General features: G+C 64.5%; 20 protein-coding genes and 3 tRNA genes. 9 read left to right on the top strand and 14 right to left on the bottom strand.

The genetic code is table 11. The features are described 5' to 3' along the window. Nucleotides 1–76: 76 nt before the first annotated feature. Together gap and tkt are read right to left on the bottom strand one after the other, a co-directional pair. The gene (gene gap / locus Q0R16_RS01380; protein WP_295631033.1) at nt 77–1,084 is read right to left on the bottom strand and encodes a type I glyceraldehyde-3-phosphate dehydrogenase; all 1,008 of its coding nucleotides are present in this window, start codon (nt 1,082–1,084) and stop codon (nt 77–79) included. Between the two features lie 10 nt (nt 1,085–1,094). After that, entirely contained in the window at nt 1,095–3,086 is a 1,992-nt protein-coding gene (gene tkt, locus Q0R16_RS01375; protein ID WP_295631031.1) for a transketolase, read from the bottom strand. Nucleotides 3,087–3,318: 232 nt separating this feature from the next. On the opposite strand from tkt, the gene Q0R16_RS01370 reads away from it, so the two are divergent. The 4 genes from Q0R16_RS01370 to Q0R16_RS01355 all read left to right on the top strand — a co-directional run bounded on the left by Q0R16_RS01370 (nt 3,319) and on the right by Q0R16_RS01355 (nt 4,934). Beyond that, nucleotides 3,319–3,564: a hypothetical protein gene (locus tag Q0R16_RS01370; RefSeq protein WP_295631029.1), complete on the top strand. Its 246-nt coding sequence runs from the start codon at nt 3,319–3,321 to the stop codon at nt 3,562–3,564. Next, nucleotides 3,561–3,878, top strand: coding sequence for a cell division protein ZapA (locus Q0R16_RS01365; RefSeq protein ID WP_295631027.1), 318 nt, complete (start codon nt 3,561–3,563; stop codon nt 3,876–3,878). The genes Q0R16_RS01370 and Q0R16_RS01365 overlap by 4 nt, the downstream gene beginning before the upstream one ends. 265 nt (nt 3,879–4,143) lie before the next feature. Further along, nucleotides 4,144–4,713 carry a 5-formyltetrahydrofolate cyclo-ligase gene (locus Q0R16_RS01360; RefSeq protein ID WP_295631025.1) on the top strand — a complete coding sequence of 190 codons (570 nt, stop codon included), beginning with the start codon at nt 4,144–4,146 and terminating at the stop codon, nt 4,711–4,713. Then, the gene (locus Q0R16_RS01355; protein WP_366857045.1) at nt 4,710–4,934 is read left to right on the top strand and encodes a DUF2842 domain-containing protein; all 225 of its coding nucleotides are present in this window, start codon (nt 4,710–4,712) and stop codon (nt 4,932–4,934) included. The genes Q0R16_RS01360 and Q0R16_RS01355 overlap by 4 nt, the downstream gene beginning before the upstream one ends. A gap of 45 nt (nt 4,935–4,979) precedes the next feature. Here the strand turns inward: Q0R16_RS01355 and Q0R16_RS01350 are convergent. Further along, a tRNA-Asp gene (locus Q0R16_RS01350) sits at nt 4,980–5,056 on the bottom strand. A gap of 215 nt (nt 5,057–5,271) precedes the next feature. On the opposite strand from Q0R16_RS01350, the gene Q0R16_RS01345 reads away from it, so the two are divergent. Beyond that, the gene (locus Q0R16_RS01345) at nt 5,272–5,757 is read left to right on the top strand and encodes a hypothetical protein (protein ID WP_295631023.1); all 486 of its coding nucleotides are present in this window, start codon (nt 5,272–5,274) and stop codon (nt 5,755–5,757) included. 6 nt (nt 5,758–5,763) lie between these two features. On the opposite strand, the gene Q0R16_RS01340 is transcribed toward Q0R16_RS01345, so the two are convergent. The 5 genes from Q0R16_RS01340 to thyA form a co-directional block, all read right to left on the bottom strand. Then, entirely contained in the window at nt 5,764–6,372 is a 609-nt protein-coding gene (locus tag Q0R16_RS01340) for a YdeI/OmpD-associated family protein (RefSeq protein WP_295631021.1), read from the bottom strand. 34 nt (nt 6,373–6,406) lie between these two features. Next, nucleotides 6,407–7,753 carry a dihydrolipoamide acetyltransferase family protein gene (locus Q0R16_RS01335; protein WP_295631019.1) on the bottom strand — a complete coding sequence of 449 codons (1,347 nt, stop codon included), beginning with the start codon at nt 7,751–7,753 and terminating at the stop codon, nt 6,407–6,409. A 4-nt stretch (nt 7,754–7,757) separates the two neighbouring features. Further along, nucleotides 7,758–8,816, bottom strand: a complete 1,059-nt coding sequence (locus Q0R16_RS01330; protein ID WP_295631017.1) for an alpha-ketoacid dehydrogenase subunit beta — start codon at nt 8,814–8,816, stop codon at nt 7,758–7,760. Beyond that, nucleotides 8,813–10,105, bottom strand: coding sequence for a 3-methyl-2-oxobutanoate dehydrogenase (2-methylpropanoyl-transferring) subunit alpha (locus Q0R16_RS01325; protein ID WP_295631014.1), 1,293 nt, complete (start codon nt 10,103–10,105; stop codon nt 8,813–8,815). Before Q0R16_RS01325 ends, Q0R16_RS01330 begins: the two co-directional genes overlap by 4 nt. A gap of 130 nt (nt 10,106–10,235) precedes the next feature. Further along, nucleotides 10,236–11,186, bottom strand: coding sequence for a thymidylate synthase (thyA, locus tag Q0R16_RS01320; protein WP_295631012.1), 951 nt, complete (start codon nt 11,184–11,186; stop codon nt 10,236–10,238). A 148-nt stretch (nt 11,187–11,334) separates the two neighbouring features. Here thyA and Q0R16_RS01315 point away from each other — a divergent pair. Continuing rightward, nucleotides 11,335–11,411 (top strand) — tRNA-Pro (locus Q0R16_RS01315). 55 nt (nt 11,412–11,466) lie between these two features. Here the strand turns inward: Q0R16_RS01315 and Q0R16_RS01310 are convergent. Next, a complete protein-coding gene (locus tag Q0R16_RS01310) occupies nt 11,467–11,931 on the bottom strand; it encodes a nuclear transport factor 2 family protein (RefSeq protein WP_295631010.1) in 465 nt (154 codons plus the stop codon). Continuing rightward, entirely contained in the window at nt 11,928–12,548 is a 621-nt protein-coding gene (locus tag Q0R16_RS01305; protein WP_295631009.1) for a pyridoxamine 5'-phosphate oxidase family protein, read from the bottom strand. The genes Q0R16_RS01310 and Q0R16_RS01305 overlap by 4 nt, the downstream gene beginning before the upstream one ends. 118 nt (nt 12,549–12,666) lie before the next feature. Between Q0R16_RS01305 and Q0R16_RS01300 the strand changes: the two genes are divergently transcribed. Both Q0R16_RS01300 and Q0R16_RS01295 read left to right on the top strand, forming a co-directional pair. Beyond that, nucleotides 12,667–13,575 (top strand): LysR family transcriptional regulator, encoded by a 909-nt coding sequence (locus Q0R16_RS01300; RefSeq protein ID WP_295631007.1) that lies wholly within the window; start codon nt 12,667–12,669, stop codon nt 13,573–13,575. A gap of 128 nt (nt 13,576–13,703) precedes the next feature. Then, nucleotides 13,704–14,255: a peroxidase-related enzyme gene (locus Q0R16_RS01295; RefSeq protein WP_295631005.1), complete on the top strand. Its 552-nt coding sequence runs from the start codon at nt 13,704–13,706 to the stop codon at nt 14,253–14,255. A 45-nt stretch (nt 14,256–14,300) separates the two neighbouring features. On the opposite strand, the gene Q0R16_RS01290 is transcribed toward Q0R16_RS01295, so the two are convergent. From Q0R16_RS01290 to grxC, 4 genes are all read right to left on the bottom strand, one after another. Next, nucleotides 14,301–14,377 (bottom strand) — tRNA-Arg (locus tag Q0R16_RS01290). Between the two features lie 73 nt (nt 14,378–14,450). Beyond that, nucleotides 14,451–14,987, bottom strand: coding sequence for a DUF1178 family protein (locus Q0R16_RS01285; RefSeq protein WP_295631003.1), 537 nt, complete (start codon nt 14,985–14,987; stop codon nt 14,451–14,453). After that, nucleotides 14,984–15,823, bottom strand: coding sequence for a carbon-nitrogen hydrolase family protein (locus Q0R16_RS01280; RefSeq protein ID WP_295631001.1), 840 nt, complete (start codon nt 15,821–15,823; stop codon nt 14,984–14,986). The genes Q0R16_RS01285 and Q0R16_RS01280 overlap by 4 nt, the downstream gene beginning before the upstream one ends. Next, nucleotides 15,820–16,083, bottom strand: coding sequence for a glutaredoxin 3 (gene grxC, locus Q0R16_RS01275; RefSeq protein ID WP_295630999.1), 264 nt, complete (start codon nt 16,081–16,083; stop codon nt 15,820–15,822). The genes Q0R16_RS01280 and grxC overlap by 4 nt, the downstream gene beginning before the upstream one ends. Nucleotides 16,084–16,281: 198 nt before the next feature. On the opposite strand from grxC, the gene Q0R16_RS01270 reads away from it, so the two are divergent. Continuing rightward, nucleotides 16,282–16,755 (top strand): Hsp20 family protein, encoded by a 474-nt coding sequence (locus Q0R16_RS01270; RefSeq protein WP_295630998.1) that lies wholly within the window; start codon nt 16,282–16,284, stop codon nt 16,753–16,755. The last annotated feature ends 237 nt before the right edge of the window (nt 16,756–16,992 follow it).

The following is a 16,992-nucleotide window of genomic DNA, read 5'->3' as shown; positions in this document are numbered from 1 at the left end:
CGAAGTCGAGACACGCTGGCGCCGCGCTGACGTGTCTCGACTTCGCTCGACACGAACGGGAACAAGGTGCCTGACCTTAAAGCAAGCCGCCCATCACTCCGGCGGTGTCGACCATGCGGTTCGAGAAGCCCCATTCGTTGTCGTACCACGACAGCACACGCACCAGCTTGCCGTCGATCACCGTGGTTTCGAGGCTGTCGATGGTCGAGCTATGCGCGTCGTGGTTGTAGTCGATCGAAACCAGCGGCTCGTCCGAGAAGCCCAGCACGCCCTTGAGCGCACCTTCCGAAGCGGCCTTGAGCAGCGCGTTGACTTCGTCCTTGGTAGTGTCGCGCTTTGGCGTGAAGGTCAGGTCAACCACCGAGACGTTCGGCGTGGGCACGCGGATCGCCGAACCGTCGAGCTTGCCCTTCAGTTCGGGCAGCACTTCGCCCACCGCGCGCGCGGCGCCGGTGGTGGTGGGGATCATGCTCATCGCAGCGGCACGGGCGCGGCGCGGATCTTCGTGGATCTGGTCGAGGATTTTCTGGTCGTTGGTATAAGCGTGGATCGTGGTCATCAGCCCGCGCTCGATGCCGATCGCGTCGTTCAGCACCTTGGCGAACGGCGCGAGGCAATTGGTGGTGCACGATGCGTTCGACACGATCGCGTGATCGGCGGTCAGCTTGTCGTGGTTCACGCCGTAAACGACGGTAAGGTCGACATTCTTGCCCGGTGCCGAGATCAGCACCTTCTTGGCGCCCGCCGCGATGTGCTTTTCGCACGAAGCGCGATCGGTGAAGAAGCCGGTGCATTCGAGCACGATATCGATGCCCTGCGCGGCGTGCGGCAGGTTGGCGGGATCGCGCTCTGCGGTCACGTGGACGCGGCTGCCGTTGATGACCAGATCGCCACCATCGACTTCGACCGTGCCGGGGAACGCGCCGTGGACCGAATCACGCTTGAACAGCAGCGCGTTGGCCTTGGCCGAGGCGAGATCGTTGATCGAAACCAGTTCAAGCCCGCAATCGGGGCGCTCCAGGATGGCGCGCGCCACGTTGCGCCCGATGCGTCCGAAACCGTTGATCGCTACCTTGGTGGCCATGAAATGCTCCTCAATTGCTCGAAAGTGCCGCGACGATTTGCGGCGTGATCTTGTCGGCGGTCAGGCCGAAATAGTCGTAGAGCGCCTCGATCGGGGCGGAAGCGCCGAAGCGGTCGATGCCGAAGCGCAAGCCCGCGATGCCGGTGATTGCTTCCCAGCCGAAGGTGGTGCCCGCCTCGATCGAGACGCGCAGCACATCGTGCGGCAGCAGGTCGTCGCGATAGGCCTTGTCTTGGCTCGTGAAGCGCGACCACGACGGCATTGAAATCACATCGGTGCCGATGCCCTGTGCCTCCAGCCGATCGCGCACGGTAACCGCGATCTCGACTTCCGAACCGGTGGCCACGATCACCACCTTGCGCGCCGACATGGCGGAACGCAGCCGGTAGGCACCCTTTGCGCTCAGCATGTCGCCCCCAGGAGCATTGGCACTGCGCAGTTGCGGCAGGTTCTGCCGGGTCAGCGCCAACACCGACGGGCCATGCGCGTTCTGCAAGGCCAGTTGCCAGCATTCGGCGGTCTCGATGATGTCTGCGGGGCGGAACACTTCCAGGTTCGGGATCATCCGCATGCTCATCACATGCTCGATCGGCTGGTGCGTCGGACCGTCTTCGCCCAGCCCGATGCTGTCATGCGTGAGCACATAGATCACCCGCGCCTGCTGTAGCGCCGACATACGGATCGCATTGCGGCAATAGTCGGAGAACACCAGGAAGGTGCCGCCATAGGGGATCACCCCGCCGTGCAGCGCCATGCCGTTCATCGCCGCGGCCATGCCGAATTCGCGGATGCCGTAATAGACGTAGCGGCCGGCGTAATCGGCCGGGGTGAACGGCGTGGTCACCTTGGTCTTGGTGTTGTTCGAGCCGGTGAGATCGGCCGACCCACCGACCATTTCGGGCACCAGCGGGGTCAGCACTTCCAACGCCATTTCGGACGACTTGCGCGTGGCGACCTTCTGCGATTGCGCCAACCAGCCCTTGAAAGTCTCGGCCACCGCATCGCCCGCAGGCAGTTCACCCGCCATGCGACGGCTGAATTCGGCAGCGTTGGCATCGCCGGCAAGCCGCGCATCCCACGCCTTGCGCGCATCGGCGCCCTTGGCACCCAGCGCTCGCCAGCCGGCCAGCACATCGTCCGGAATCTCGAACGGCGCCGCAGTCCAGCCCAACGCGGCGCGCGTCGCGGCGATTTCGTCTGCGCCAAGCGGGCTGCCGTGGACGTTGTGCGTGCCCTGCTTGGTGGGCGCGCCCTTGCCGATGACGGTGTGGCAAGCGACCAGCGATGGCCGGTCATCGGCCACAGCGGCGGCCAGCGCGCGCTCGATATCGGCCATGTCGTGCCCATCGCACGATTCGACGTGCCAGCCCGCGGCTTCATAGCGCGCGGGGATGTTCTCGGTGGTTGAAAGGCTGGTAGCGCCGTCGATGGTGATCTTGTTGTCGTCCCACAACACGATCATCCGGCCCAGCTTGAGCGTGCCGGCAAGCCCGATCGCTTCGTGGTTGATGCCTTCCATCAGACAGCCGTCGCCCGCGACCACCCAGGTGCGGTGATCGACCAGACCATCGCCGAAGTGCGCGTTGAGATGCCGCTCGGCAATCGCCATGCCCACGGCCATTGCCAGGCCCTGCCCCAGCGGCCCGGTGGTGCATTCCACGCCTTCCAGCTCGGTGTTCTCGGGATGGCCCGCGCAAGGGCTGTGCAACTGGCGGAACTTGCGGATGTCATCCATCGTGGGGCGCGCATAGCCGGTCAGGTTGAGCAGCGAATAGACCAGCATCGAGCCATGCCCGGCCGACAGCACGAAACGATCGCGATCGGGCCAGCGCGGCGCCGAGGGATCGAACTTCAGGAACCTGGCGTAAAGCACAGTCGCCACGTCGGCCATGCCCATCGGCATGCCGGGGTGCCCGCTGTTCGCGGCCTGGACTGCATCCATGGCCAGCGCGCGGATGGCGTTTGCCATGACGGGAAGCTGTGCCGGTGTCGAAGCTGTCATGCGGTAGCCTGTACCCTTTCCGCCGCGTCACCCGGCGCGTAGTTGCCAATTCGCCCAAACCCCCCGGGGCCGATTCGCATTGTGGCGCCTCTTTGTCCGGGGCACCCCGATGCGTCAAGGATGGTGGGGTGGTGCCCGGGGCGCCGTAAACTGTGCATAAGCTTCGCATGGCTTGCGCAGAACGCGCAGCAACCGGTTGCGACAACGCGTATTTGTGTTAGCCAAATGGGTCATGGCAGATGTTCAGATGGACTCGGCGGTTAACCGGCTCGACGCGGCGCTCGCACGGATCGAAGCTGCGCAGCTTCGCGCAAAGACCCAGCCTTCCGCAAATGCCGCTGCGCTGGCCGCGCTCGAACAACGTCACGCTGCGCTGCGCCAGGTGTTGAACGACTGCGTGCGCGAACTCGATACGCTGCTTGCCGCCGCCGAAGCCGCGCCACAGGTGGAAGCCAGCCAGGCGAAGGTTGGCACATGAGCAACCTCACCATCCGCATCGGCGGCCGCGATTTCACCGTCGCCTGCGCACCGGGCGAAGAAGCGCACATCGACACGCTCGGCCGGATGATCGATGGCCGGCTGAGCGAACTGGGCGACGAACAACGCGGGATGAGCGAAACGCGCACGCTGCTGTTCGCCGCGCTGCTGCTGGCCGACGACCTTCACGACCTGCGCAAGAAGGCCGCGCAACCGTCCGCGCCGGGCCCGGCTTTTGCTGCGCGGATCGACAGGCTGGCCGAACGGCTCGAAAATATTGCCACGCACCTTGAGGAAAGCCCACAGAGCGCCTAAGTGTTGTTGTGACGGGTTCTGCCCGGCACGAGCCGAACGAACATCCCTGAGGCTATAAGCAAAATCCTTGGGGGCTGTCCCTGGTTTGACCACTCTCTTTGCATTGGGGTCAGGCACATATGGTCCCCACCTGACGTCGACGCGTCAGAGGATTTCACCGGCAACGACCCATGGTGGGCCCGTCACCCATCGCTGAACCTGAGCCATCCCGCTCTGCGAGAGACAATTCGTGGCCGGAAGACAATTCCTTGACGCCAAGGCAGGCTTGCGCAAGCGCCTGAAGGCCGATCGCCGAACCGCCGTAGCCGCTCTCGATCCGCGCATGTCGGCATTGCTGTTGCTCCGCCCGCCCGCCGCCTTGACGGCGTTGGTTCCGACAGGCGCCACGATCGGGCTTTACGCGGCCGGTGCGGACGAAGCGCCCACGCAGGGCTACGCCAAGTGGTTCCACGAAGCCGGTCATCGCTTGGCGCTGCCGTGGTTCGCCGCCCGTGATGCGGCAATGACATTCCGCGAATGGACTTCGCCTTACGCCGACGATTGTTTGAAAGCAGGCCCGTGGTCGGTCGCGCAGCCGGCCGAGGATGCGCCCGAAGCCGTTCCCGATGTGGTGTTCGTGCCGCTGGTGGGATTCAGTCCCGATGGCGGCCGGCTTGGACAGGGTGGCGGGCATTATGATCGCTGGCTGGCGGCGCACCCCGCGGCGGTCGCGATCGGGCTTGCCTGGGATTGCCAGATGGTCGAACAATTGCCGCTGGAACCGCATGACCGCGCATTGACGGCCGTCGTCACCCCTACCCGCCTATACGGTCCTTTCGCCGGAGCCAACGCATGATGATGAACGAGCCGCCTCCACCCACGTGGCGCAAGCCCGCCGGCATTCTCATGCTGCTGACAGGACTGGTTCTTTACGGCGTGCTGGTCGCCAGCGCTTCGGGCCTGATCGCGCAGACGCCGGTACTGGTCCAGGCAGTGGTCTACATGGTGCTGGGGATCGTGTGGATCCTGCCGCTACGGCGGTTCCTGATCTGGATGGAGACCGGCCGCTTCGGTTGAGGAACCGATTGCCCGGCCCGCCATTTTCCCTGATTTCCGGGAAAATGGCGCGAGTGACGGGACTTGAACCCGCGACCTCCGGCGTGACAGGCCGGCGCTCTAACCAACTGAGCTACACCCGCGTATTCAAGACGATTACGCTTGGGAGCCGCGCCACTAAGGCAGCCTACCGGACCTGTCAACCGCTATCCGAACTGGCTTCGCGGCACACTTCCCACAGCCCGAAGCGCGGGCGCATCGGACAGCGCGAACATGCCTTCCGCCCCGTTAACCAAAGCTTGGGACCTGCCCGCTAATACACGGATCGGCGCTGGGGCATGCGCCGAACGGGGGCAATATGGCATCGAGGTTCGCAATCGCGGGCTATGGAATAGCGGGCGGGATCGTCGCCAGCATGGCGCCGGCCACGGCGCAGGCGGCCGAACGGGTGCAGCTTGCCAGCGACGTGTTCGTCGAACGCTATGTGCCCGGCCCCGATGGCCGCGTCAGCCGCGTGCTCGAACGCCCGGCTGCGCTTCATCCGGGTGACCGCCTGATCTTCGTGGTGAACTGGAAGGCGCGCGCTGCCGGTGCAAGCCGCGATTTCACCGTGACCAATCCGATGCCGCGCAGCGTATCCTACCAGCGCTCGATCGAGGCCGACGAAGAAGTCTCGATCGATGGCGGATTGAGCTGGGGCCGGCTGGAAGACTTGCGCTTGCGCGACGAAGGCCGGATCCGACAAGCGACACCCGAAGACGTCACACACGTGCGCTGGCGCGTTCCGGCGCGAATGGCGGTGCTGGGTTCGGGGCAGATCACCTATCGCGGCGTGGTTCGGTAATCGAGCTCAGCAGTTTTCGTACTTCCAGTTGCGCTTCTTGCCCTCGGCGATCCACTCAATCGCCTGAGCCACGCGACGTTCGCGTGTTGCGGCCGCTTTGGCCTCGCCAATCCATTCATTGTATTCGCGGCGCGCTGAAGGCGTGAAGGACTCGAAATTCGCCAGAGCCGCTGCGTTTTCGGACAACGCCGCAGCCATTTCCTCGGGCACCGGCAATTCTGGCTTGGGTTCACGCACGACAGGTCGCTTGGTGGCGCTGCCGGTCCTCGCAACGCGATCGCGCGCGGCGTGGAGTCGTTCGATCATTACCGCTTCGTCGGGCAGATCGCCCAGCGCGGTGATCCTGCCGTATTGGCCCATGCCGGTTTCGGCATCGTCGCCGTTCGGCCCCTGGCGTCCTTCGCCGTGGATCGTGAACGCGCAATGCGCCTTGAAGCCGGCCATGCCCGCCACGTTCTTGCCGCCCACCAGGTAGTGCGGCATCGACCATTTGATCGTCTCCTCCACCCCCGGCAGCGCGCGGTGCACCAGCGCACGCAGATGCTGGAGGATAGGCTGCCCGAACGGCGCGGCCTTGGCGATATAGGCATCGATGCGTGGATCGGACTTGGTCATGCGCGCCTCCTGCATTGGCGCGCATCCTATCAGATCAATCGCCGAGCAAAAGCACCGGCGTTTCGATCAGCTTCTTCACCGCCTGGACGAAGCTGGCTGCATCCCAGCCGTCGACCACGCGGTGATCGCAACTGATCGAGATGTTCATGAGCTTGCGCTTTTCGATCCGCTCGCCACCCATCCCGTCAGACACGAACATCGGGCGTTCGATGATGCGGTTGGGTCCGATGATCGCCACTTCGGGACGATTGATCACCGGCGTTGTCGCCACCCCGCCGAGCGGGCCGAGCGAAGTGACCGTCAGCGTCGAACCGGACAGTTCCGAGCTGGTTGCAGTGCCGTTGCGCGCCGCTTCCGCCAGCCGCGCAATCTCGCGCGCAAGCTGCCACAAGTTGAGCGTCTGCGCATCGCGGATCACCGGCACCATCAGCCCCGCCGGCGTCTGCGCCGCAATGCCGAGATGGACCGCGCCGTGGCGGGTGACGATATTGGCCTCGTCATCGTAGCGCGCGTTGATCATCGGGAATTGTGGCACCGTGCGGCAGATCGCAGTGATCAGCAGCGGGAGCATGGTGAGTTTGGGCTTCTCGCCCCGGCTATCATTCAATTGTCCGCGCATTGTCTCCAGCGCGGTGACATCGCATTCCTCGACATAGGAGAAGTGCGGGATGTTGCGCTTCGAAGCCGCCATGTTTTCGGCGATCCGGCGGCGCAATCCGATGACCTTGATCGTCTCGTCCCCCCGCGCCGGTCCTGCCGCACGGTAACCGCCGCTGGCGTTGTAGGCGAGGAACTGGTCGAGATCGGCGTGGCGAATGCGGCCATCCTCGGCCGGGCGCACTTCGGACAGATCGATGCCGAGATCCTGCGCACGGGCACGGACTGCGGGGCTGGCGAGAACGCGCGCGGCGGTTGGGCGAGCGAACGGTGCGGGTGCTGGGGGTGCGGCGTTAGCACTTGCAGCAAACGGTTCCCCACCCACCGTTCGCCCTGAGCTTGTCGAAGGGCTGTCCTGGTTTTCGGCGACCGCCTTTGGCGCGGAAGACAAGGACAGTGCTTCGACAAGCTCAGCACGAACGGGGTCAGGTGTTGGAACTGTCGAGGTAGCACGATCAGGTGCGGAAACTTCCCCGTCCACACCTTCAATCTCGATCACCACCAGCGTGGCGCCGATCGACACCATGTCGCCAACCTCGCCCGCGACTTCGAGCACGGTTCCCGTGACGGGGCTTTCCATTTCGACCGTGGCCTTGTCGGTCATCATGTCGGCGACGGGCGAATCCTCCTCGATCCGGTCGCCCGGCTTGACGTGCCAGGCAACGATCTCGGCCTCAGCGATGCCTTCGCCGATGTCGGGCAGGCGGAATGTGAAACGGGCCATCTGGTCAGGCTTTCAGGATGCGGTCGAGGGCTTCGCCGATGCGGACGGGACCGGGGAAATACGCCCATTCGAGGCTGTGCGGATAAGGCGTGTCGAAGCCGGTGACGCGTTCGATCGGGGCTTCGAGGTGATAGAAGCAGCGCTCCTGCACTTGCGCCGACAATTCGGCGCCGAACCCGCTGGTGCGCGTGGCTTCGTGGACGATCATGCATTTGCCGGTTTTCTGCACAGACTTTTCCACAGCCTCGATATCGAGCGGGACCAGCGTGCGCAGATCGATGATTTCGGCATCGACGCCCTTTTCGGCGCAGACCGCGCTGACCACGTGGACCATCGTGCCATAAGCCAGGATCGTCAGCGCCTCCCCGTGGCGCACGGTGCGCGCCTTGCCGAGCGGGATGTTGTAGTACCCTTCGGGCACCGCGCTGTCGTCGTGCCGCGCCCAGGGTTCGACCGGCTTGTCATAGTAGCCGGTAAACGGGCCGTTGTAGATGCGCTTGGGTTCGAAGAAGATCACCGGATCGTTGTCCTCGATCGCGGAGATCAGCAGGCCCTTGGCATCGTACGGGGTGGCCGGGATGACGGTTTTCAGGCCGGCCACGTGGGTGAACAGCGCCTCGGGGCTCTGGCTGTGCGTCTGCCCGCCGAAGATGCCGCCGCCGAACGGGCTGCGCACCGTCAACGGCGCGATGAACTCGCCCGCCGAACGATAACGCAACCGCGCGGCCTCCGAAATGAGCTGGTCCATTCCCGGGTAGATGTAATCGGCGAACTGGATCTCGGGCACCGGGCGCAAGCCATAGGCGCCCATCCCCACCGCCACGCCGATGATCCCGCATTCGTTGATCGGCGTATCGAACACGCGCCGGCTGCCGTGCTTTTTCTGCAAGCCAGCGGTTGCGCGGAACACGCCGCCGAAAAAGCCGATATCCTCGCCGAACACGACCACGTCGGCATCGCGCGTCAACATCACGTCGAGCGCGTCGTTGATCGCCTCGATCATGTTCATCCGCTTCGATGGGGCGTCATGCAGGCTGACGGGAGCTTCCTCGATCGTGCTCATTCTTCCCACTCCGGCCACTTGATTCGCCGCTCACGGATTGCCTGTTCGGCCTGTTCTTCGAGGTGTGCGGGAAGCTCCTCGAACACGTCCTCAAACATCGTGTGGAACGGGTGGTGGAGACCGTGGCCCAGAACGCCGTTCTTTTCGGCTTCCTTGGTCGCGGCCTTGACCATTTCGGCCAGTTCGCGGTCCATCTCGGCGTGGGCCTCGTCGGTCCATTCGCCAAGCGCGACCAGATGGCGCTTCAGCCGCATGATCGGATCGCCCAGCGGCCATTCCTCGCGCTCTTGCGCCGAACGGTAGCCGGCGGGATCGTCCGAGGTGGAGTGCCCCTCTGCGCGGTAAGTGAAGTGCTCGATCAGCGTCGGGCCCATGTTGGCCCGCGCGCGATTGGCGGCCCATTGCGTCGCCGCGTAAACCGCCAGCGCATCGTTGCCGTCGACGCGCAAGCCTGCGATGCCATAACCGATCGCCCGCGCGGCAAACGTAGTGCGCTCGGCCCCGGCAAAGCCCGAGAAGCTCGAAATCGCCCACTGGTTGTTGACCACGTTGAACACCACCGGCGCGTTGAACACCGCAGCAAACGTAAGCGCGGCGTGGAAATCGCCCTCGGCGCTCGATCCCTCGCCGATCCAGCTTGCGGCAATGCGCGTGTCGCCCTTAATCGCGCTGGCCATCGCCCAGCCGACCGCTTGCGGGTATTGCGTGGCGAGATTGCCGCTGATCGTGAAGAAGTGATGCGCGCGGCTGGAATACATGATCGGCAGTTGGCGGCCCTTCAGCTTGTCCGCGCGGTTCGAGTAGATCTGGTTGATCATCTCGGTCAGCGGATAGCCGCGCGCGATCAGGATGCCCTGCTGGCGATAGCTGGGGAACACCATGTCGTCATCGGCCAGCGCGAAGGCGGGCGCCACCGAGGTCGCTTCCTCGCCAGTGCACTTCATGTAGAAGCTGGTCTTGCCCTGGCGCTGCCCGCGAAACATACGATCATCGAACGCGCGCGTCAGCGCCATCGTGCGCAACATCCGCCGCAGCGTTTCCGGATCGAGCCGCGGATCCCACGGACCCACCGCGCGGTGATCCTCACCCAGCACGCGCACCATATCGAGGCACAGCGGGTGCGTTTCAGCCGCGGCGCATTGCTCGTCCGGGCGCGGCTGCGCGCCGGCGGGCGGGATGCCGAGATCGGTATAATCGACCTTGTCGCCGGGGCGGTACTTTGGCTCGGGAACGTGGAGCGACAGCGGCGGCAAGTTGCCTCGGCCATGCGCTGGCGCGATATCCGTCATTGGCGAATTGCCTGCATCAGCGTGCTCTCCAATCGGCCATCAACGCCCGAACGAGCGCCCTGTGCCTGTGACGTAATATTGCGTGGCCTCGTTATTTTATTACTCTCTCGAAGCCGAGTCAATCATTCCGTCACACCGCGACGGGAGCAGAAATAGGCGCTTGTGGATGGTAGTCGGACACCACGAAATCATCGATGCGATAGCCGAAGATGGTGTCCGGCTTGCGCCCGATCTCTAGTCGGGGCGAGCCCGATGGAGCCCGCAAAAGCTGCTCCTCCACCAGCGCGGCATGGTTGCGATAGAGGTGCACGTCCCCCCCCATCCACACCAGTTCGCCCGGCTGCAGATCGCACTGCTGAGCCAGCATCGTGGTGAACAACGCCGCGCCCCACAAATTGAACGGCAGCCCGAGTGCGACGTCGCAACTGCGCTGGTAGAGCAGGCAGGACAGCCTGCCGTCTGCCACATGGAACTGGTAGCTCTTGTGGCACGGTGGCAGCGCCATCAGGTCGATTTCTGCCACGTTCCAGCCCTCGACGATATGGCGCCGGCTGCCCGGATTCATGCGCAGGCTTTCGACCAGCGCGGAGACCTGGTCGATCCCCTTGCCCTGCCGATAAAGCCCCTCTCCCGCCGGTTCATAGGTCGGCCAATCGACCCACTGTTTGCCATAGACCGGGCCGAGATCGCCCCACCGCGCGGCAAAGTCGGCATCGGCCACGATCCGTGCGGAGAAGTCCTTGCGATCGATCGGATCGCCGGTCTCGCGCCGGTAGCGGTCGAGCGGCCAGTCGGTCCAGATTTCCACGCCTTGCGCGCACAGTGCCCGGATATTGGTGTCACCGGTCAGGAACCACAGGAATTCGCGGGTGGCGGTTTTCCAGTAAACGCGTTTGGTGGTGATCAGCGGCATTTGCCCGCCCGAAAGATCGAAGCGCAATTCGGCGCCGAACACCGACCGCGTGCCGATCCCGGTGCGATCGATCCGCTCGTCGCCCTGCGTCCAGATCCGCCGCATCAGCGCGAGATACTGATCCTCGTAATGAGGCGCGGGGGCGGAACGGAGCGGGAGCGTGGCCATGGCTGAAGCCTAGCCCGGCGCGCTGGCCAAGGAAAGCGCGAGACGCTATGCACTTCAGGCGCGCCGCGATTGATCGCTTGCCACGCAGTCGATCAGCCCATATAGGCCGCGCCCTGCCCCGCCGCCGGGAAATCGGCGGCGATCCGGTCGGGGAATAGCTCAGCCTGGTAGAGCACTGTCTTCGGGAGGCAGGGGCCGGAGGTTCGAATCCTCTTTCCCCGACCACATTTTTTGCATCGGTATCCAAAGTCGCGCATTTGCGCGGCTTTGGAGCCGTGTTTCAGAGCGAAAGTTCGCTCAACCCCGCATGGTTATCGGGCCGGCGCCCGAGCGGCCAGTGGAACAGGCGATCCGCTTCGGCAATCGGGTGTTCGTTGATGCTGGCGATGCGGCGTTCCATCAGGCCGTCTGCGTCGAACTGCCAGTTCTCGTTGCCATAAGCGCGGAACCAGTGGCCGCTGTCGTCACGATATTCATAGGCAAAGCGCGCCGCAATACGGTTGCCTGTATGCACCCAGACTTCCTTGACCAGCCGATAATCGAGTTCGCGCACCCATTTGCGCGTCAGGAATGCTTCGATCGCGGCGCGGCCCGACAGGAATTCGGCGCGGTTCCGCCACTGGCTTGCGGGCGTGTAGGCGAGCGCCACGCGTGCTGGATCGCGGCTGTTCCAGGCGTCCTCGGCCAGACGCGCCTTCTGCGCCGCGGTTTCATCGGTGAACGGGGGCAAGGGTGGTCGGCTCATGTCGGGTTCCTTTCAAGGCGTTGGCGAAGCCGCGCGTTGTCGGCTTCGAGATCGGCAATCCGTGCGTTGAGCCGATCCAGCGCGGCCTGCACATCGGCAGCGTCGACCTTCTGCGGAATGTGCTGCGGGCTATTCATGTCCCAGGCTGCTACCTCGAACAGGATCGCCTGTTCGGGCTTCGCGCGATAGCCTTCGGGCATCAGCCGTGAAATCATTGCGGCATCGTCGCTCACCCGTGCGCGGCCCCAGATCTTGATCCGCCGGCAGTTCGCATAATCCATCAGGAACAGGAACGCCTTGGCGTTTTCGGCCAGGTTGCCGGTGGAGATGTACTGCCGGTTGCCGATGTAGTCGGCAAAGCCGATCGTCGACCCGTCGATCACGCGCAGGAAGCCTTTCGGCCCCCCGCGGTGCTGCGCATAAGGCTGGCCCGAGGCATTGGCGGTGGCGAGATAGGCGGTGTCGACGCCGGCCAGGAAGGTGGCAAGATCATCGGTGATCCCAGTCCGAAATCCACCGCGCGCCTCGATCTTCGCATAGGCATCGCGCGATCCGCGCGTGACCTGGATCGCCTTGATCGTGGGCGTGAAAGCGATGTCGCTCGATGGGATCGTCATGGCGGCCCTCCTGATCCGAACCGAGTGATATGCCCGGCCCGGAACAGATAGATGCTTCCGATCGTGGGCAGTATCCGGTAATCCAGCAACTCGACCTTTCAATTTGTGGAAGCATGACGTGGACCGGTTCGATGCAATCCGCACGCTGCTGGCCGCCGTCGATGGCGGCAGCCTGTCGGCCGCCTCGCGCAAGCTGCGGATGCCGTTGCCCACGGTCAGCCGCAAGGTTTCTGATCTGGAGCGCCACCTCGGCACGCAACTGGTCGTCCGCACCAGCCGCAAGCTGTTGCTGACCGACGCGGGGCGCGCCTTCGTGGGCAGCGCCCGCGTGGTGCTCGACATGCTGGACGATGCCGAACGCGCCGCTTCGGGCGAATACCGCGCACCGCGCGGCGATCTGCTCGTCACCGCGCCGATCCTGTTCGGCAAGCTTCATGTCACCCCGATCGCGATCGAGTTCCTTTCTGCGTACCCGCAAGTTAATCTGAAACTGGTGCTGGCCGATCATGTGATCGACCTGGTGGGCAACCACGTCGATGCCGCGCTCCGCATCGGCCCCTTGCCCGACAGCGCGCTGCGGGCCACGCATCTGGGCGATATCCACTGGATCACTTGCGCCAGCCCGGACTATCTCGCCCGCCGGGGCTCGCCCATGACGCCGGCCGACCTTGCCGGAACCGATTGCATTGCGTTCGAGTGGCTGGAGCCGCTGCGCGAATGGCGCTTCGGCTCGGGCCCGAGCAGCCAGGCGGTGACGATCACTCCACGCTTTTCGGTCAGCACTGCCGAATCGGTGATCGATGCGGCGATCGCGGGAATGGGGATCTGCCGAGTGCTTTCGTACCAGGCCGACAGCGCGCTGCGATCGGGAAAGCTGGTCAGGGTCCTGCCCGATCATGGCCCCGACGCCCTGCCGGTACACCTCGTCCATGCAGGGCAGGCGATGATTCCGCTCAAGCTGCGGGCGTTCCTCGATTTCGCCAAGCCCAGGTTGAAAGCGCGGATCGCGGCTGTGGGCGCAGTTTGAACTATCAGCGTCTCGAAATTCGAAAGGCTGGGTGCCGAAATCAGCAGATACCGGATTGATCATGGAAGGCCCAATCCAGTGGCGCCGGCGGATCACCGCCTGCAACCACGTTGAAAGGACGCCTTCCCATGCCCCGTATCGCCACCCCCGCCACCATCGCCGATGCTCCTGAAAAATCGCAGCCCTTGCTCGATGCCGTCGTCAAGCAGATCGGTTCGGCGCCCAACATGTTCCGCCTGATCGGCACCAGCCCGGCCGCGCTCGAAGGGTATCTCGGCATGTCCGGCGCGCTCGGCAAGGGCGCCCTGCCCGCCGCCACGCGTGAACGGATCGCGCTGGCCGTCGCCCAGATCAACGGCTGCGATTACTGCCTTTCGGCGCACACGCAGCTCGGCAAGACCTTCGCCCACCTTGATGACGCAGAGATTACCGCCAACCGCAACGGCGCCTCGAACGATCCCAAGGCCGATGCCGCCGTCCGCTTCGCCGCGCAGGTGACCTACGCGCGCGGCCACGTAACCGACGCCGATTTCACCGCGGTGAAAGCCGCCGGCTACACCGACGCGCAAGTGATCGAGATCGTCCAGCATGTCGCGCTCAACACCTGGACCAACTACGTCAACGAGGTGTTCCAGACCGAAATCGACTTCCCGGTCGTCAAAGCCAGCCTGGCCGCCTGACCGGACACGAATGTTGACCCACCATGGGTTCGCGGAAAGTTGGGTTGGTGCGCCCGACGGGATTCGAACCCATGGCCCCCAGATTAGGAATCTGGTGCTCTATCCGGCTGAGCTACGGGCGCCCCGGGCCGCTTTAGGCGGCGCGGGGCACGCTGGCAATCCGTCGGGTCGCCGGATGCCTTGCGATTTCACCGTTCAGTTTACCTCGCCGGGCGGAACCATGGGGAACAGGATCGGCGCGATGGCGACGCCTTCTTCCATCAGGTCGCGCGCTTCTTCGGGCGTGGCCTGGCCGTGGATCTGTACGGCATCCTTGTCGCCATAATGCATCGCGCGGGTTTCTTCGGCAAAGCTCTTGCCCACCCAGCGCGAGGTCTTGAGCGCTTCGGCCTGCATCGCCGCTACCGCGCGCAGCATCTGAATTGCTTCGGGCGGCAGCTTCGGGCCGGACATCGCATGCGGCGTGGCATGTTCGGGTGCCGGAGCAGTGACCGTTGCGGGGAGGTTTACGGGCGGCTGCGAAACCGGCTTTGCGCCCAAAAGCTGGTTGCCCTTGCGCGCCAGGTTGGGCGCCATCAGCGCCTTGCCCACATCGGCCGAACCGCACACCGGGCACGCCAGCAGCCCGCGCGCCTGCTGGCTGGCGAAATCGTCCGACGAGCCGAACCAGCCTTCGAACTTGTGGCCGCCGCCTTGGCCTTCGGCGCGGCATTCGAGGTCGAACACGATCATGATGACATCGATGTAGGAATTGCGCGCTTGTTGTAAAGGTTGGGCAGTTGCGCGCGCACTTCGGCGGTGCGCGCGGGATCGATCGTGGCGAAGCCCAGAGCGGCGCCCTCTCCGCCAAGATCGAGCACCACCTCGCCCCACGGATCGACCACCAGGCTGTGCCCGTAAGTCTCGCGGCCATCGGCGTGGCAGCCGCATTGCGCCGCCGCGATCACCCAGGCGCTGGCTTCGACCGCCCTCGCCCGCTGGAGCAAGTGCCAATGTGCGCGGCCTGTCGGCACGGTAAACGCGGCGGGGATGGCGATGGCGTCGCAGCGCGCCTGCCCCAAAGCCTCGAACAAGGCCGGGAAGCGGATATCATAGCAGATCGCCAGGCCCAGCCGGCCGAGCGGCGTGTCGTCGACCGCAACCACTGCCACGCCCGGCGCATAAGCGTTGGATTCACGCCACGATTCGCCACTTGCCAGATCGACATCGAACATGTGGATCTTGTCGTACGTGACCGGTGCCCCGCCCGCAGGCGAAAACACCATCGCACGGTTTGCCAGTTTGCCGTCGGACCTGGCCACCGCCATCGAGCCCAGGCAGATGGTCAAGCCGCGCTCCGTCGCAAGTTTGCCGAGCATCGTGGCGAACAGGTTGTCGCCCTCGGGCGGGATGTTGGCGGCGCCGCGCTTGCGATCGCGGTCGAGCAGCAGCGACATTTCGGGCGTGAACAGCATCGTCGCGCCTTCGCGTGCGGCCTCATCGGCAGCGTCGCGGATCGTGTCGTAATTGGCCTCGGGATCGATCCCGCTGGTCATCTGCAGGACGGCGATGCGCGTCGGCCCATTCACGCGGCGAGCAACGCGTCCAGCTTGCCCGCGGCTTCGAGCGCGGCGAGATCGTCCGATCCGCCGACGTGCGTCTCGCCGATGAAAATCTGCGGCACGGTGGTAGCGCGGGGGGCGCGTTCGAGCATCTGCGCCTTGTCGGGCCCGCCCATCGTCACGTCGAACTCGGTATATTCGGCGCCCTTGGCATCGAGCAACGCCTTGGCGCGCGTGCAATAGGGGCAGCCCCACTTGGTGTAGATGTCGATCTTCGGAAGCGCCATTTGCGGTTTCTCCAGCAGCCTTTTTTCGAAAGCGGGGACCTTGAATTCGGTTCCGGCTAACACACATGATCGTTCGTGTCATGCGCCACACCGGGCGTGACACAGCAACCCCGCCGGGGCGCCTTTGTTTCGAGCAGTTTGTTCGTTTCGGGCCTTGTGCGGATTTCGTCAGATTGCTCAATCACGAGGATTTGTATCATGAACCGTCTGGATTTCACCCCCTATCGCCGCAACACCGTGGGTTTCGATCGGGTGTTCGACTTGCTCGAACGCCAGGCCCGCGCCGCTGCCGGAGACAATTACCCGCCGTTCAACATCGAACGGCAGGGTGACGATGCCTATCGCATCACCTTGGCCGTGGCCGGCTTCAAGTCCGAAGAGCTCGACATCACCGCGCAGCAGAACCTGCTTGTGGTCAAGGGCAGCAAGCCCGAGCTGGACGGGCGGCAGTTCCTGCATGTCGGCATTGCCAACCGCAGCTTCGAACGCCGCTTCGAACTCGCCGATTTCGTGCGGGTGGAGAACGCCGACCTGGCTGACGGGCTGCTGATCATCGATCTCGTGCGCGAAGTGCCCGAAGCGATGAAGCCCAAGAAGGTGCTGATCGGCGGACAGAAGCCGCTCAGCGTGGTCGATGTTGCGATCGAACCCAAGGCTGCCAACGCCGCCTGATCGGAAAGTTCGTTACTCGGCATTCGGGGGCGGGTCCGCCAGGGCCCGCCCCTACGCCGTTTCCAGCGTCCTGCCGGCAGGCTTGCGGCATCGTCCGGGTCGCAGAAGACGATACCACAGCCAGGCAAGTTGGTGACGTCGCAAGCCTCAGCAGGCTTCAGCCACGTTTAAGATAGGCCTCAGCAGGCTTCGGCGACGTTTAAGATAGGCCTCAGCAGGCTTCGGCGACGTTTAAGA

Origin of the sequence: Novosphingobium sp. (assembly GCF_025351285.1) — a bacterium.
Classification (GTDB): domain Bacteria; phylum Pseudomonadota; class Alphaproteobacteria; order Sphingomonadales; family Sphingomonadaceae; genus Novosphingobium.
Note: the sequence above shows the minus strand (reverse complement) of the source record. Positions and strands in the feature narration are given on the sequence as shown.

Coding starts and splice junctions, on each gene's coding strand:
- gap (WP_295631033.1), bottom strand. CDS start 1,084: ATGGCCACCAAGGTAGCGATCAACGGTTTCGGACGCATCGGGCGCAAC.
- tkt (WP_295631031.1), bottom strand. CDS start 3,086: ATGACAGCTTCGACACCGGCACAGCTTCCCGTCATGGCAAACGCCATC.
- Q0R16_RS01370 (WP_295631029.1), top strand. CDS start 3,319: ATGGCAGATGTTCAGATGGACTCGGCGGTTAACCGGCTCGACGCGGCG.
- Q0R16_RS01365 (WP_295631027.1), top strand. CDS start 3,561: ATGAGCAACCTCACCATCCGCATCGGCGGCCGCGATTTCACCGTCGCC.
- Q0R16_RS01355 (WP_366857045.1), top strand. CDS start 4,710: ATGATGATGAACGAGCCGCCTCCACCCACGTGGCGCAAGCCCGCCGGC.
- Q0R16_RS01345 (WP_295631023.1), top strand. CDS start 5,272: ATGGCATCGAGGTTCGCAATCGCGGGCTATGGAATAGCGGGCGGGATC.
- Q0R16_RS01340 (WP_295631021.1), bottom strand. CDS start 6,372: ATGACCAAGTCCGATCCACGCATCGATGCCTATATCGCCAAGGCCGCG.
- Q0R16_RS01335 (WP_295631019.1), bottom strand. CDS start 7,753: ATGGCCCGTTTCACATTCCGCCTGCCCGACATCGGCGAAGGCATCGCT.
- Q0R16_RS01330 (WP_295631017.1), bottom strand. CDS start 8,816: ATGAGCACGATCGAGGAAGCTCCCGTCAGCCTGCATGACGCCCCATCG.
- Q0R16_RS01325 (WP_295631014.1), bottom strand. CDS start 10,105: ATGACGGATATCGCGCCAGCGCATGGCCGAGGCAACTTGCCGCCGCTG.
- thyA (WP_295631012.1), bottom strand. CDS start 11,186: ATGGCCACGCTCCCGCTCCGTTCCGCCCCCGCGCCTCATTACGAGGAT.
- Q0R16_RS01310 (WP_295631010.1), bottom strand. CDS start 11,931: ATGAGCCGACCACCCTTGCCCCCGTTCACCGATGAAACCGCGGCGCAG.
- Q0R16_RS01305 (WP_295631009.1), bottom strand. CDS start 12,548: ATGACGATCCCATCGAGCGACATCGCTTTCACGCCCACGATCAAGGCG.
- Q0R16_RS01295 (WP_295631005.1), top strand. CDS start 13,704: ATGCCCCGTATCGCCACCCCCGCCACCATCGCCGATGCTCCTGAAAAA.
- Q0R16_RS01285 (WP_295631003.1), bottom strand. CDS start 14,987: ATGATCGTGTTCGACCTCGAATGCCGCGCCGAAGGCCAAGGCGGCGGC.
- grxC (WP_295630999.1), bottom strand. CDS start 16,083: ATGGCGCTTCCGAAGATCGACATCTACACCAAGTGGGGCTGCCCCTAT.
- Q0R16_RS01270 (WP_295630998.1), top strand. CDS start 16,282: ATGAACCGTCTGGATTTCACCCCCTATCGCCGCAACACCGTGGGTTTC.